This window comes from Pseudactinotalea sp. Z1739 (genome assembly GCF_049725055.1).
Classification (GTDB): Bacteria; Actinomycetota; Actinomycetes; order Actinomycetales; family Beutenbergiaceae; genus CALKWS01.
Genome location: NZ_JBMPQA010000002.1, coordinates 1 through 15,191, shown reverse-complemented (window position 1 = coordinate 15,191; position 15,191 = coordinate 1). Strand labels below are relative to the sequence as shown.

General features: G+C 66.4%; 10 protein-coding genes. All 10 read left to right on the top strand.

Going from position 1 to position 15,191, the window contains the following annotated elements; translation table 11 throughout:
- Positions 1-2 precede the first annotated feature (2 nt).
- Entirely contained in the window at positions 3-497 is a 495-nt protein-coding gene (gene rplO, locus ACO0LV_RS02475) for a 50S ribosomal protein L15 (protein ID WP_424786287.1), read from the top strand.
- Between the two features lie 182 nt (positions 498-679).
- Positions 680-1,984, top strand: a complete 1,305-nt coding sequence (gene secY / locus ACO0LV_RS02470) for a preprotein translocase subunit SecY (protein WP_424786286.1) — start codon at positions 680-682, stop codon at positions 1,982-1,984.
- On the top strand, positions 1,981-2,595 hold the full coding sequence (locus ACO0LV_RS02465) for an adenylate kinase (protein WP_424786285.1): 615 nt from the start codon (positions 1,981-1,983) through the stop codon (positions 2,593-2,595). The genes secY and ACO0LV_RS02465 overlap by 4 nt, the downstream gene beginning before the upstream one ends.
- An 11-nt stretch (positions 2,596-2,606) precedes the next feature.
- Positions 2,607-3,449, top strand: coding sequence for a type I methionyl aminopeptidase (gene map / locus ACO0LV_RS02460; RefSeq protein ID WP_424786284.1), 843 nt, complete (start codon positions 2,607-2,609; stop codon positions 3,447-3,449).
- Positions 3,450-4,085: 636 nt separating this feature from the next.
- Positions 4,086-5,522 (top strand): sugar transferase, encoded by a 1,437-nt coding sequence (locus tag ACO0LV_RS02455; RefSeq protein ID WP_424786283.1) that lies wholly within the window; start codon positions 4,086-4,088, stop codon positions 5,520-5,522.
- 123 nt (positions 5,523-5,645) lie between these two features.
- Positions 5,646-6,077: an adenylyltransferase/cytidyltransferase family protein gene (locus ACO0LV_RS02450; protein WP_424786282.1), complete on the top strand. Its 432-nt coding sequence runs from the start codon at positions 5,646-5,648 to the stop codon at positions 6,075-6,077.
- A 155-nt stretch (positions 6,078-6,232) separates the two neighbouring features.
- Positions 6,233-6,901, top strand: a complete 669-nt coding sequence (locus ACO0LV_RS02445; protein WP_424786281.1) for a hypothetical protein — start codon at positions 6,233-6,235, stop codon at positions 6,899-6,901.
- 9 nt (positions 6,902-6,910) lie between these two features.
- The gene (locus ACO0LV_RS02440) at positions 6,911-13,057 is read left to right on the top strand and encodes a PKD domain-containing protein (RefSeq protein WP_424786280.1); all 6,147 of its coding nucleotides are present in this window, start codon (positions 6,911-6,913) and stop codon (positions 13,055-13,057) included.
- Positions 13,054-14,349, top strand: a complete 1,296-nt coding sequence (locus ACO0LV_RS02435) for a hypothetical protein (RefSeq protein WP_424786279.1) — start codon at positions 13,054-13,056, stop codon at positions 14,347-14,349. Before ACO0LV_RS02440 ends, ACO0LV_RS02435 begins: the two co-directional genes overlap by 4 nt.
- 206 nt (positions 14,350-14,555) lie before the next feature.
- Positions 14,556-15,191: transposase family protein (locus tag ACO0LV_RS02430; RefSeq protein WP_424786278.1), on the top strand; the 636-nt coding region annotated here is incomplete at its 3' end.

Sequence of the window (15,191 nt, the reverse complement as noted above, 5' to 3'; positions counted from 1 at the left end):
CCATGGCCGAGCAGAACGACAAGCAGGCGGGCGAGTCCACCGAGTCGGCGGCGCCGGCGCTGAAGGTGCATCACCTGCGTCCCGCACCCGGCGCCAGGACCCGCAAGCAGCGGGTGGGACGTGGGGACGGCTCCGGTCGCGGCACCACCGCCGGCCGTGGCACCAAGGGCACCAAGGCCCGTAACCAGGTTCCGGCCCGGTTCGAGGGTGGGCAGACCCCGCTGCACATGCGCCTGCCGAAACTGCGCGGGTTCAACAACCCGTTCAAGACCGAGTATCAGGTGGTCAACCTCGACCGGTTGTCCGCCCTGTACCCCGACGGCGGCACAGTGACCGTGGAGGACCTGGTGGCCAAGGGCGCCGTGCGCGGCGGTCACCCGGTCAAGCTCCTCGGTTCGGGCGAGATCAGCGTCAAGATCGCCATCACCGTGGACGCGGCCTCGGCCTCGGCCAAGGAGAAGATCGAGGCGGCCGGCGGCAGCGTCGAGCAGGCTTGAGACGATGCGTGAAGGCGGCGGCATCGGGAGTCATATCCCGAGCCGCCGCGTTCGGCGTCCCGAGGCCCGCTGCCGACCCGGCCAACCCATCATTGCCGATGCGTGATGCCCGGTAGGGTCGTAGTGGAGCACACCGCCACGCCCGGACCGGGCCGTGCGCGGCCGATGTAGCAGGAGGACCATTGCTCAGCCCATTCGTGCGGGCTTTCCGCACACCCGATCTGCGGCGGAAGTTGCTGTTCACGCTGTGGATCATGGCGCTCTTCCGCCTTGGTTCCTTCATCCCCACCCCGGGGGTCGATTACGGCAACGTGCAGGTCTGCATCGCCGGTCAACCCACCGAGGGCGGGGACGTGCTGGGGCTGATCAACCTGTTCAGCGGGGGCGCCCTGCTGCAGTTGAGCGTGTTCGCGCTGGGGATCATGCCCTACATCACCGCGAGCATCATCGTGCAACTGCTGCGGGTCGTGATCCCGCGGTTCGAGGAACTGCACAAGGAGGGCCAGTCGGGCACGGCGGTGCTGACCCAGTACACCCGCTACCTGACCATCTTCCTGGCCGTGCTGCAGGCCACCACGATCATCACCGTGGCCCGCACCGGGAACCTGTTCCCGGGCTGTGAGGTCCCGATCATTCCGGACGACAACTGGTCCACCCTGGTCCTGATGATCCTGACCATGACCGCCGGGACCGGGCTGATCATGTGGCTGGGTGAACTGGTCACCGAGCGCGGCGTCGGCAACGGCATGTCCCTACTGATCTTCACCTCCATCGCGGCCAGCTTCCCCAGTGCGGTCCAGCAGATCGCGGCCGCCGAGGACGGCGTGCTGAACGTGGTGCTGTTCCTGCTGATCTGTGCGGTGGTGATCGTGCTGATCGTGTTCGTGGAGCAGTCCCAGCGCCGGATCCCGGTGCAGTACGCCAAGCGGATGGTGGGCCGGCGGATGTACGGCGGTTCCTCCACCTACATCCCGATCAAGATCAACATGTCCGGTGTGATCCCGGTGATCTTCGCGTCCTCGCTGCTGGCACTGCCGACGCTGGCGGTGCAGTTCGCCGAGGATCAGACCACCGGCTGGGTGCAGTGGGTCCTCGAGAACCTGCAGGACCCTGCGGCGAACATCCACATCGCCATCTACACCCTGCTCATCATCTTCTTCGCGTTCTTCTACACCTCGATCACGTTCAACCCCGACGACGTGGCGGACAACATGAAGCGTTACGGCGGCTTCATCCCAGGTATCCGCGCCGGCCGGCCCACCGCGGAGTACCTGCGGTACGTGATCACCAGGATCACCACGGTGGGCGCGATCTACCTGGCCATCGTGGCGCTGATCCCCACCATCGCGTTCAAACTGATGGGTGTCAGTTCCAACATCCCCTTCGGTGGGGTCTCACTCCTGATCCTGGTTAGCGTCGGCCTCGATACGGTCAAGAAGATCGACGCACAACTCCAGCAGCGTCACTACGAAGGGTTCCTGCGATGAGCAAGTGCATCATCCTGCTCGGCCCGCCCGGAGCGGGCAAGGGCACCCAGGCGGCCCGCCTGGCCGAGCAGCTCAACATCCCGGCCGTCTCCACCGGCGATATTTTCCGGGCCAACGTGGCCGAGCGCACCGAACTCGGCCAGCGCGCCCAGCGGTACATGGACGCCGGCGAGTACGTACCCGATGAGGTCACCAACGCGATGGTGGCCGACCGCCTGGCCCAGCCCGACGCCGCCGAGGGCTTCCTCCTGGACGGCTACCCGCGCACCGCTGTGCAGGTGGCCGAACTGGACCGGATGCTCAACGAGGCGGGCAAGAGCCTGGATGCGGTGGTCGAACTTACTGCGGGCACCGATGAGGTGATCGCCCGGCTGCTGGGCCGTGCCGCCGAGCAGGGCCGTAGCGACGACACCGAGGACGTGATCCGCCGCCGGATGCAGGTCTACGCCGAGCAGACCGCGCCGCTGACCACCGTCTACGAAGAGCGTGGGCTGCTGGTGCAGGTGGACGGTCTGGGCGCGGTCGATGAGGTGACCGAGCGGATCCTGGCGGCATTGAACCCGCGGCTGGGCCAGGCTGCCGGCCACGACGACGCTGCCCCCCAGGAGTAGGCGCCAGGCGGTTGTTCTCGAAGATCGAGTACAAGACCACCGATCAGATCCGTCGGATGCGCAAGGCGGGCCTGGTGGTGGCCGATATCCATGCGGCGATCCGCGCGGCGGCGGTGCCCGGAGTGCGCACCGCAGAGTTGGATGCCGTCGCTGCCGGAGTGCTCGAGCGCGCCAGTGCTACCTCGAACTTCCTCGGCTACCACGGCTACCCCGCGCACGTGTGCCTGTCGGTCAACGATGAGGTGGTGCACGGCATCCCCGGTGAGCGGGTCCTGGAAGCAGGCGACGTGCTCTCGGCCGACTGTGGTGCCGTGGTGGAGGGCTGGCACGGCGACGCCGCGTTCACCGTCGTGGTGGGAGCCGGTGACGGCGATCCCGGAGATCCGGGTGACCACCTGCTGAGCCAGGTGACGCAATCGGCCATGTGGGCCGGGATCGCTGCGCTTGCCAAGGGGCAGCGCCTGGGCGTCGTCGGCGACGCGATCCAGGACGAGATCGAGCGCGCCGCGGCCCGGGAGAACACGACGCTGGGCATCGTGGCCGAGTATGTGGGCCATGGCATCGGGTCGGCGATGCACCAGCCTCCCGACGTGCTGAACATCCGCTCCACCCACCGTGGACCCAAGGTCCGCTCCGGCCTGTGCGTGGCGATCGAGCCGATGATCACCCGTGGCGGCGCCGAGACAAAGGTGCTGGCCGATGACTGGACCGTGGTCACCACCGACGGGTCCCGCGCCGCCCACTGGGAACACACCGTCGCGGTGCACGACGGCGGGATATGGGTGCTGACCGCACCCGATGGGGGAGCAGCCGAACTGGCCGCCCGCGGCGTCGCCGTCGCACCGCTGGACTGACACTCGTGCTGAGGGCAGCCACCACGCACTGACCGGGGCCGACCAGCCCACCCCCGCCCACGTCATCGGGCATGCCCTGGGCGGGCCGGACGGGCCGGACTTCCCCCCGTCCACGCCGTCGGGCATGCTCCACGGGTGACCCGCGCGGGCTGAACGTACCCGAGCGACGTCGTCGGACCCGCCCGAGCGACGTCGTCGCGCCCGCCCGCGGCCGACATGTCCGTCCCCGGCCCCGCCACATCGAGGACGGCGGTACCCCGCACACGACCGGTGCGGGTGAGCCGGGGGTGAGGCGGGTTCACCCGCCCGTTCCGCGGAGATTCGCCTTGCCGTGGACCCGTGTTCGGCTCCCGTTCATGCTTCTGGTCACCCTGAACCCTCACCCCGCATCGTCCTGCGGTGACGTCGGAGCCTCGCGCGGCTCACCCGACGTCCGGGCGGAATCATCCGGTCCCGTCATGGATCCACGGCACCGATGAGGGGTTGACTCAGCAGTGTTCGGGGGAGCGCCCTCTCGGTATCGGATCCGGGGCAGCAGGGCCCTCCAGTAGGAATCGGAGGGATCGCGATGGTCGTATCGACGCGCCTGTCCCTTCGCACCTTTGGCCCCCGGACCGCACCTACCGGGACAAGCGTATGAGCGTCTACTCGGCGGTTCTGGATCGCTTCGACCTGGTCAACCGGCGCACCGGATGGCTGCGGGAGACGCTGCGGCCCCAGGCCTCGGTGCTCACCGTCGGGATGGCCACAGCGGACCTGATGGCCGTCTCGATCGCCGTCGCCGTCGTCACCGGGCTGACGTACTCCCCGTTGCACGCCCTGGCCGCCGGATTCTGTGCCGGCGCGGTGATCACCGTTGTGGTCGCCCTGCGCGGAGGGTACCGGCGCGACCACTGGGGCCTGGCCCGCCAGGACCTGCGGGCACTGCTCAACGGGATCCTCGTGGCAGTGGCCGTCGCGATGGGCCTGGCCTACTTCGGCGTGGTGGAGATCCCGCAACCACTGCTCCTGCACTCCGTGAGCGTCAGCGTCGCAATGGCGGCCCTGATGCGCGGGGTGCACCAGTTGGTGATCCGGCGCCTGCGCCGGGACGGCGATCTGGACCGGCGGGTGCTCATGATCGGGGCAGCCGACTCCTTCGGTGGGCTCGCTGGTCTGATGCGCGAGCCCGGCGGTCAGGGAGTGACCATCCTGGGCCGGTGCCGGCCCGGGGGCGCACTGGGCAAGGACGACGACGTGCTCGGCGGCGTAGCCGAGGCGCCCGGACTGGTGCGGCAACTCGGTGCGGACACGGTGCTGGTGGCCGCGGACGCCCTCACCGCGGAGGAACTGCGGCAGTTGAGCTGGCGGCTCGAACCGCTCGGTGTGAACCTCCTGGTGGCGCCGGACGTCGCCGAGGTCGCCTCACACCGCACCGAACTGGTCTCGGTCAAGGGCACCCCGATGGTCCGAATCGCGCTGGGCCCCTCCCGGGTCACAATGTTGCTGAAGGCGGCGATGGACCGCGGTCTGGGCCTGGTGCTGACCGTGATGGCGATGGCCGTCTTGGCGCCGGCGATGCTGGCGGTCAAGGTGACCAGTCCCGGCGCGGTGTTCTTCCGTCAGACCCGGGTCGGTGAGGACGGAGTGCCTTTTACGATGCTGAAGTTGCGCACCATGTACGTCGACGCCGAGGAGCGCCTGGCCCAACTGGTCCAGCAGAGCGATGGCAACGGCGTGCTGTTCAAGATGCGCGAGGACCCCAGGGTCACACCCGTGGGCCGGATCCTGCGCCGCTTCTCCATCGACGAGTTGCCCCAATTGTGGAACGTCGTGCGGGGCGACATGTCCCTGGTGGGGCCGCGTCCGCCGCTGCCGCGCGAGGTCGCCGAGTATGACGACCGCGCCTACCACCGGCTGCTGGCCAAGCCCGGGCTGACCGGCCTGTGGCAGGTCTCGGGGCGCTCTGATCTTGACTGGAACGAATCGGTCCAACTGGACCTTCGGTACGTGGACAACCGCAGTGTGCGGGCCGACCTGAAGATCCTCGCCCGCACCGCGGGCGCGGTGGTCGGAGGTCGAGGTGCGTACTGACATCACAAACTGCCGTGCGCTCGCGCCGGCTGGAGGAGGTGCGCCCTCGGACCCCCGACGGGGGCGTACCTCCGCTTGCCGGCGTGAGCACCATGGTTTCGGAATCGATCGGGGAAGACGCTGATGACTGTTGTGGGATATGTGCCCGGAGGTTTCGACCTGTTCCATATCGGACACTTGAACGTGCTGCGAGCCGCCCGTGAGCGCTGCGACTATCTGATCGCGGGTGTGGCCACGGATGAGTCTCTGGAGGCGATGAAGAACCGGTCACCGGTCATCCCGTTCAGTGAGCGGCTGGACATCGTCGCCAATCTGCGCCTGGTGGACCGCGCGGTCGCGGACCACTCCCAGGACAAGCGACTCGCCTGGCACGACAACAGGTTCGACGTGCTCTTCAAGGGCGATGACTGGCAGGGGACCGTCAAGGGGCTCCTGCTCGAGCAGGAGATGGCTGAGGTCGGCGCCCAGGTCGTCTACTTCCCCTATACCGCTCGAACTTCTTCGACTTCGTTGCGGGAGTTCATACACGCCGCGAATACAGCCGCACGGCTGTAACTGACTGAAGGACATCGGGGATGAGAAGCAAGGTCGTAGGGTCAGGCAGTCCAGGCAGTCCAGGCGATTCCGGCCGGGGTGGGCGTGATGGCCACGCCGGGCCACGGCGTCGCAGGATCCGCTGCGTCGCCGCACTAATGCTCATGGTGCTGGTGGTGGCTGGCTGTTCCAGCGAGAGTCAGGAACCCGCCGCACCACAAGAGTCACCGAGCTCGGCCCCTGATGGGGCAGCCGGGCAGGACGATCCGGAGCAGGACCAGGATGCCCCTGGTGCCGGTGCCGACGACGCCGGCTCCGATGCCGACGACTCGGGTGATCCGGCCGACTCGGCTGATCCGGACGACCAACCCACCCCCGGTGGGCCGAGCAGTCCCGCCGCCGCACCCGGGGGCGGGGACATCTATACCGAGGTCGCCGTCGAGGATCAGGAGTTCCTGCCGGCCGTAGACCTCGGGACCGAAACCGAGGTCGGGGACGTGGCAACCGTCACCGTTCTCGACCTGGCCCGGGCCGACGTCGAGGCCCGGACGGCCGGTGAGATCAGCGGTCCGGGGATCATCGTCTCGGTACGCCTCTCCAATGACACCGAGGAGCAACTCGACCTCGGCTGGGTCACAGTCAATGCCGAGGACGCTGACGACGTGCCTTTGAGCCCGATGGGTGGCCCGCCAGCCGATCCCTTCTTCGGTCCGTTGGCCGTCGGCGACAGCGCCGAGGCCACCTACGTCTTCCGGCTCCCGGAGGACGTCGCCACCCCGATCACTGTCACGGTCAACCCGGTCCCGGATGTTGCGGTCGCAGTCTTCACCGGCGATCCCTCCTAAGGAGATCTGATGTCTCGGAAAACCGCTTCTCCTCGTCGTCGACTTGCGGCGGCCCTGGTCCTGGCCCTTGGCCTGGGGACCGGTCTCCTCGCACTGACCGGGTCCGAGCGCGCCGAAGCGGCGGTCAGCCCGTTGCTGCCGCGACCCGGCGAGGTGGTCACCGCTGACGCGCTCCCCACCGCGCAGATCAACGGTGTGGCGTGGGACCAGGAGGTCGTCGGCAACACCGTGTTCGTGGGCGGGAGTTTCACGCACGCACGTCCCGCCGGCGCAAGTGCCGGGACGAACCAGAGTCCGCGTCCGAATCTCATGTCCTACACCCTGAGCACCGGGGTGATGACCTCGTGGAACCCGACGGTGAACGGCCAGGTACGGGTGGTGAAGGCCTCACCCGACGGGAGCCGGATCTACATCGGCGGAGACTTCACGCAGGTGAACGGACAACCTCGGGGACGCATCGCGGCGTTCGATGCCGCCACGGGTGCGCTCATCTCGAACTTTGCCCCGAATATCACATCGACCGTACGGGGCATCGCGGTCAGCGGGAACACGGTCTACGCCGGCGGTTCCTTCTCGAGCGTCGGTGGCCAGGCACGCCAGAACCTTGCCGCGTTCAACGCCGGCAACGGCGCGCTGCTCGGGTGGCAGCCTCGTGCGAACCGGCCGGTGCACGCCCTGGATGTCACAGAGGACGGCGGGTACGTCATCGCCGGCGGGCACTTCGAGACGATCAACGAGGCCTCCGCCCGTGGTCTGGCGAAGATCGATGCCGCCGATGGCACCGTGGTGCCGTGGCCCGTCGTGATCAGCAACGCCGGCCCGGACTCGGCGATCGACAGTGTGAAGATCGCGAACGGCACGGTCTACGGTTCGGGCTGGCACTTCGGGCCCGGTGGCAACCAGGAGGGCCCCTGGCGGTTAGACGTGGAGACCGGTGACCTGGTGTGGGTGGCGGACTGTCACGGCGACACCTACGACGTCTACCCCGGCACGCATGCGCTCTACGCGGCCGGGCACGCCCATTACTGCGGCAACACCTCCCTCGGGTTCCCGCAGTACAACCCGTGGCGCTTCCAGCACAACATGGCCTGGACCCATGAGGCCACCGGAACCAACATCCGTGAGGTGCACGGTTATGCGAACTGGGACGGCCAGCCCAGTCCCTCCATCCTGCACTGGCTGCCCACCACCTCGATGGGGTCCTACACGGGCATGTCCCAGGCATCCTGGACGGTCGAGGGCAACGACACCTACGTCGTCCTGGGCGGTGAGTTCCCCCGCGTCAACGGCTCCCTCCAGCAGGGCCTGGTGCGTTTCGCCACCCAGCCGATCGCTCCAGGCAATCGGGGCCCGGCCGTGCACGGCAACCAGTTGGTGCCGGACCTGATGCCGGTGGCGCCCGGAGCGGTCAAGGTGAGTTGGACGGCCGGCTGGGACCCGGACGACCAGGAGTTGCGTTACGAGGTCCGGCGGACACCAGGCGGGGTCGTTGCCAGTTTCGATGCGGCCTCGAATTGGTGGCATACCCCGGGACTGGCCCACGTCGACACCGGTTTGAACCCGGGGCAGACGTACACGTACCAGATCACGATCGATGACTCCACGGGCAACCGGGTGTGGGGCTCCAGCCGCCAGGTAACCGTCCCGACATCGTATGAGCGCCACGACTACGGCCAGGCCGTGCTGGCCGACGACCCGAAGATCTACTGGCCGTTGAACGATGCACCGGGATCGTCGACGATCGCCGACCACGCCGGCGGCTACCACGGCGTACCGGGCAGCGCCGTCACGTTCAACGTGCCGAACGGCCCGATCGCCGAGAATCCGGCGGTGAGCGTGAACGGAACCAACAACGGGCGGATCTACGCCTTCGGCACCGACGCTGCACCGACCGAGTTCTCCACCGAGGTCTGGTTCCGGACCGGGGCCAGTAGCGGACGGTTGCTCGGCTTCGGGGACCTGCAGGTCGGCAACTCCGCACACCGGGACCGCCAGATCTACCTCGCCAACAGCGGGCGGGTGCACTTCGGCCTTCGCTCGGACGGCGCGAAGGTGCTCAGTAGCCAGAGTCAGCACAACAACAACCAGTGGACCCAGGCGGTGGCGACCCTGTCAGGTTCCACGGCGCGGCTGTACGTCAACGGAACGCTCGTTGCCCAGCGCCACGACATCACCAACCCCGAGGAGTACATCGGTCACTGGCGCCTCGGTGGTGACAGCCAGAGTGGCTGGCCGAGCGCCGGCACGGCGAACTTCAACGGCTCGATCGCGCACATGTCGGTCTACGAGCACGCCCTGACTCCCGAACAAGTCAACGACCATTACGTGGCCTCCGGACGCGCCTCAGCGCTACCGACACCGCCGGAGGACCCCTACGGCCAAGCGGTCTTCGCCCAGGAGCCGGACCTGTACTGGCGTCTCGGCGAATCGTCGGGGTCAACGGCCAACGACTCCGGCTGGATGAACAACAGCGGAACCTACTACGGCGGCCACACCAAGGGCGAGACGGGTGCGGTGCTCGGAACGACCGACACCGCAGTAGCGTTCAACGGCTCGACCGGCTACGTCGCCTCGGTCAACACCTTCAACAACCCGCAGGTGTTCACGACCGAGGCGTGGTTCCGCACCACCAGTACTGCGGGTGGAAAGATCATCGGATTCGGGAATCAGCGGACCTCTCTGTCCAACAATTACGACCGGCATACCTACATGCTCAACACGGGACAACTCACGTTCGGTGTGTACCCGGGCGCGGAGGTGCGGGTCACCTCCCCGGACTCGTACAACGACGGCGAGTGGCACCACGTGGTCTCCACCCTCTCGGACGCGGGAATGCGGCTCTATGTCGACGGCGTATTGGTGGACAGCGACCCGAACACCGCAGCGGAGAGTTTCACCGGCCACTGGCGCGCAGGTGGCGACCGAGTCTGGTCCGGAGCCTCCAGCAACTACCTCAACGGGACGATCGATGAGGTGGCGGTCTACGCCCGCGCATTGGAGGCCGAGGACGTCCTGGACCACTACACCCTCGGCAGCGGCAACGTCCCGAACGTTCCGCCGGTGGCGGAGTTTGATCATGTGGTCGAGGGCTTGCAGGTGGCCTTCGATGCGTCGGGGTCTTCGGATTCTGATGGTGCGATTGTGTCTTATGAGTGGGATTTCGGTGATGGGGATACCGGTTCTGGGGTGAGTCCGAGTCACACGTACGCCGAGTCGGGGACGTATCAGGTGACCTTGACGGTGACTGATGATGATGGTGCGTCTGCGGAGTTGACCCGGGAGGTGAGTGTGGTTGAGCCGCCGGTGAATGTGCCGCCGGTGGCTGAGTTCGAGGTGTCGGTGACCGATTTGATGGTCTCGGTTGATGCCTCGGAGTCTTCCGATCCCGATGGTGAGATTGTGGCCTACGACTGGGACTTCGGTGACGGTAGTAGTGGTGAGGGTCTGATTGCGAACCACACGTATACCGAGGCTGGGGAGTACACGGTTACGTTGACGGTGACTGATGATGATGGTGAGGCCGATAGTGCCTCGCGTGAGGTGACGGTCATCGAACCTCCGGCCAATGCGGCGCCGACGGCGGCGTTCATGGCGGTGACCAACGATCTGACTGTGAGTGTGGACGGGTCGGATTCGACTGACTCCGATGGCACGATCGAGTCTTGGGAGTGGGACTTCGGTGACGGTGGCACGGGGGCCGGGGTGAGTGCGCAGCACACCTATGCGGAGCCGGGAACATTTGAGGTCACCTTGACGGTGACCGATGATGATGGCGCGCAGGGCACCTATAGCGAGTCGGTGACGGTGACTGCGCCGCCGGTGAACCAAGCACCCGAGGCCTCCTTTACCTCCTCGGTCTCGGGGTTGACCGTGACCTTGGATGGGAGTGGTTCCAGTGATCCCGATGGGGCGATCGAGTCCTATGAATGGGTCTTGGGTGATGGCTCCACGGCAACCGGGCAAGTGGTGGTGCATACCTACGCTGAGGCTGGTTCCTACGATGTGACGTTGACGGTGGCTGATGGTGAGGGGGCCGAGGGCAGCGACACCCAGGCCGTGGTGGTGCAGGCTCCGCCGACGGAGAATGAGCCGCCCGTGGCTGCGTTCACCGCGACGGTCAATGGGCTGGGGGTGAGCCTGGATGGTTCGGATTCGTTCGATCCGGACGGGTCGATCACCAGTTACGCGTGGGAGTTCGGGGATGGCAACTCCGGCTCGGGCAGTACCACGTCCCACACTTACGCGGCGGCTGGGACCTACACGGTCAGGCTGACCGTGGTCGATGATGATGGTGCGGAGCACTCGGTGATCGAGGAGGTCGACGTCACCGGTTCGCCGGCGCCGGTGACCCACGCCACTGACACCTTCGACCGGAGCGTTACTAATGGGTGGGGTGCTGCCGACCTCGGCGGAAACTGGTCGAGCACGAATACCGCCAGTTTGTTCTCGGTCGGTTCGGGCGCTGGTCAGATCCGGGTGCCGGGGGCGGGTTCGGGGCCGGCGATCTGGCTGAACGCGGTCTCGGCGCAGGATGTTGATGCCACCGTTGATGTGGCGATGGATCAGGCCGCCACCGGTGGTGGGGCCTACAACTACCTAGCCGTGCGGCGGACAGGCAATAACGACTACCGGCTGATCGCACGCTCGATGCCCACCGGGACGCAGGTGCTGTTGACCGCCACGGTCAATGGTGCCGATCAGTTCCTGGACAACGTCACGATCCCACTGGACTACGAACCCGGTCAGGCCCTGCGGCTGCGGTTGATCGCCGAAGGGACCACCCCGACGGAACTGCACGGCAAGGTCTGGCGCGTGGGTGACCCTGAGCCGGCGAACTGGCAGGTCAACGCCTCGGACTCGGTGCCGGAACTGCAAGGCGCGGGCGGGATTGGACTGCGCACCTACCTGTCCGGCTCGACCACGAACGCCCCGGTTGTCAGTTCCTTCGACAACCTGCACGTGGGCGCCGTGGGTGGGCAACCGGTGAACCAAGCCCCGGTGGCCGCCTTCACCAGCCTCATCGAGGAGTCGACCGTGGCCTTCGATGCCTCGGGGTCGACTGATCCCGATGGGACGGTGGAGGAGTTCTCCTGGGACTTCGGTGATGGGAACACTGGTGAGGGGGAGCAGGTCAGCCACACTTACGCCGAACCTGGGACCTATCAGGTGACCCTGACGGTCACCGATGATGAGGGCGCCACCCACGCAGTCACCCACGAGGTGGACATCGCCGACACCGAAGACCCCCCGGACAACGAAGCGCCGGTGGCGGAGTTTGATCATGTGGTCGAGGGCTTGCAGGTGGGCTTCGATGCCTCGGGGTCGACTGATCCCGATGGGACGGTGGAGGAGTTCTCCTGGGACTTCGGTGATGGGAACACTGGTGAGGGGGAGCAGGTCAGCCACACTTACGCCGAACCTGGGACCTATCAGGTGACCCTGACGGTCACCGATGATGAGGGCGCCACCCACAGCGTGAGTTACGAGGTTAGCGTGGAGAGTCCGCCTGCTGGAGAGGTCCTCCTGGCTGCCGACGCGTTCGATCGAACCGTGGCCGGTGCCTGGGGGCAAGCGGACGTCGGGGGCAATTGGCAACCGACTGGAGCCGCTTCCAACTTCCGGGTGGAGGACGGGCACGGCGTCATTCGGATGGCTAGTGCGGGTACAGGACCACGGATCCAACTCGGAGACCTCGGCGCGTTGGACTCCGATACCGCCCTCACGCTGTCACTGGACAAGCCGCCCTCCGGCGGGGATACGTACATCTCCGTCGATTCACGCCGAGTGGGGAATGAAAGTTACCGCATGAAGATCCGGTTCCAGCCGAACCAGACCATGCTTCTTCTCACCAGGACAGTGAACGGCACGGAGACGAACCTCAGTCATGTCGTCGTTCCCGGCGCCACCTATCAAGCAGGCGATGTGTTCAACGTGAGGTTCCAGGCCGAGGGAGAGGACGCGACTACGTTGCGTGCCAGGATCTGGCGCACGACCGACGAAGAGCCGACAGATTGGCAGGTCACCACCACCGACTCGACACCCGAACTACAGCGTCCCGGCGGTCTGGCGCTGGTGACCTACCTGAGCGGATCGGTGGACAACGCTCCGGTGGAGGCAAGGTTCACGGATCTCCGGACAACCACGATCCCCGAATGACTCAAGCATCTGCAGTGGCTGAAGTGTCGGTCCGCAACACCCGAGACCGGTTGGCAGGACTCGGTCGCAGTTGGGGTGCGCTCGGCGGAATCGCAGCACAATGCTCGCAGGCCGGTGCCAGTTTTGTCCTGCAGATCTTGGCGGTGCGGCTCCTCGGGTTGGAAGGACTCGGTGTCTTCGCGGCTCTCTACGGGCTCGTCATCGTGGTAACGGGTGTGTCGACGGGTTTCGTCGGTGACTCTCTGACAGTCCTCGATCGGCAGGCTGCAACAGTGCGTGCGGGGCTGCAGACGTGGTGGCTCGGTCTATCTTTCGGGTTGGGCCTTGTCGTTGCCGCCGGTGCTTGGGCCGCGGGCATGACAGGTGGGGTGACAGCCATTGCGTTTGGCGCCGCAACAGTGTTCTTCCTGCTGGAGGACGCCCTTCGCCGGCTGCTAATGGCCAACTTGCGGTTCTGGCGGATCGTCCTGGTGGACATGGCCGGGTTGCTCACCGTGGTGCTGACCATCCTCGCTGTGCTCAATAAGGGAGACCTAGAACTCGTTCATCTGCTGTTTGCGTTGGCGGTCGGACAAGCAGTCGCAGCACTGGTCGCGATTGTCCTTCTGCCCCGGTCTGATCGCTACCTCGCCCCGTGGCGGGGGGCTGACGTCGGGCTCGTTGGGAGTTATGGCACGAACCGTGCTGTTCAGTTGTCGCTTCGACCGGGGCTTCAGGCAGCGACCCGGTTGCTCGGTCTCGCATTGGTCTCGGCAGCGGCCGTCGGCGAGTTGGAGGCTTCTCGCGTCTACATGGCGCCGACGCTGATCGTGATCGGGGGGCTCGTTTCGGTGCTGTTCGCACAGTATGCGGCAGCGAAACATGTACCGCTGGAACGTCAGGTCAGGACTGCAGACCGCCACGCGTGGTTCCTGGCAGCCGGCTCTGCCTTGCTCTGTGGCACCTTCTTCCTCATACTGCCGTGGCTCGGGCCGATTCTCACCGGGGGGGAGTTCGCCCTCTCCACGGTTGGCTTGATCGGATGGGCGGTTCGTTCAGTAATCTTCGCAGGGTCGATGCCCTTCATGTCCCTCGCCGCGGTGCGGGGTATGCAGCGAACAACCCTGATGATCACCCTGGTCGAGTTCGTGATGGTCCTGGCTGCGGTGGTGCTCCTATTGACGCTCGGAGGATCGATTCTTTGGGTTCCCGTAGCATTGGCCGGCGGATCAGCCGTGACCGGTTTCATCGTCCGGGTGTGGGTTCTGCCTCAGGGTTGTGCGCGCGAAAGGGCGCTCGTGAGACCGAACTGAAACCGGCTCTTCCGGTTTGAGGGTGCGTTGAGGGGCTGATCAGGCGGCGTGGTGGGCCTGGGAGCAGGTGGGCCTTGGGTGAGGATTGGAGGTGCTAACCAGTCCGATCCAAACACCCAAGGCCCGCGATGAAATCTACCTGCTCTGCCGCTGTTTCTGGTTGCCCTGTTGCTGATGTCATCTGTCGCACCGCGGAGTTGGACCTGATGATCACCGGGGCCAGCATCGACGCCGCAGACGTCACCATCATCCAGGCCCGACCGCGCCAGGGGTTGCCGTTCTGCCCGTCCTGCGGGGCCGAAGGGGTCCTGCGGGATCACGTGGTGCGGGTGCTGACCGACGTACCGGTGGCCGGCCATCCCACCAGGTTGCACGTGCGCCTGCCTCGCTATCGGTGCACCGGGACCCAGTGCCCGCAGCGGATCTTCCAGCAACGGCTGGACTGCGCCGCGGTGGGGGCCAAGACCACCAACCGGTGCACCCGGTGGATCCTGCAGCGCTTGGCGATCGACAAGATGAGCATCAGCGCCGTGGCCCGGGCCCTGGGACTGGGATGGGACCTGGTCAATAACCTCGCGGTCGATGCCGCCCGCACCCTGGTCTATGACGACCCGACCCACCTGCAAGGGGTGCGGATCTTGGGGGTCGATGAGCACAAGTGGAAACACGTGCGCGGCGGCGGTGAGGACTCGTATGTCACGATCCTGGTAGATCTGACCCCCACGATCGAGGGCACCGGGCCGGCGCGGCTGCTGGATGTGCAAGCAGGCCGTTCGGCGAAGGTACTCACCGACTGGTTGGCCGAGCACACCCAGGAGTTCCGCGACCGCATCGAGGTGGTC

Excerpts from the sequence above, each read along its gene's own strand:
- rplO (WP_424786287.1), top strand. The coding sequence starts at position 3 with ATGGCCGAGCAGAACGACAAGCAGGCGGGCGAGTCCACCGAGTCGGCG.
- ACO0LV_RS02465 (WP_424786285.1), top strand. The coding sequence starts at position 1,981 with ATGAGCAAGTGCATCATCCTGCTCGGCCCGCCCGGAGCGGGCAAGGGC.
- ACO0LV_RS02455 (WP_424786283.1), top strand. The coding sequence starts at position 4,086 with ATGAGCGTCTACTCGGCGGTTCTGGATCGCTTCGACCTGGTCAACCGG.
- ACO0LV_RS02450 (WP_424786282.1), top strand. The coding sequence starts at position 5,646 with ATGACTGTTGTGGGATATGTGCCCGGAGGTTTCGACCTGTTCCATATC.
- ACO0LV_RS02440 (WP_424786280.1), top strand. The coding sequence starts at position 6,911 with ATGTCTCGGAAAACCGCTTCTCCTCGTCGTCGACTTGCGGCGGCCCTG.
- ACO0LV_RS02435 (WP_424786279.1), top strand. The coding sequence starts at position 13,054 with ATGACTCAAGCATCTGCAGTGGCTGAAGTGTCGGTCCGCAACACCCGA.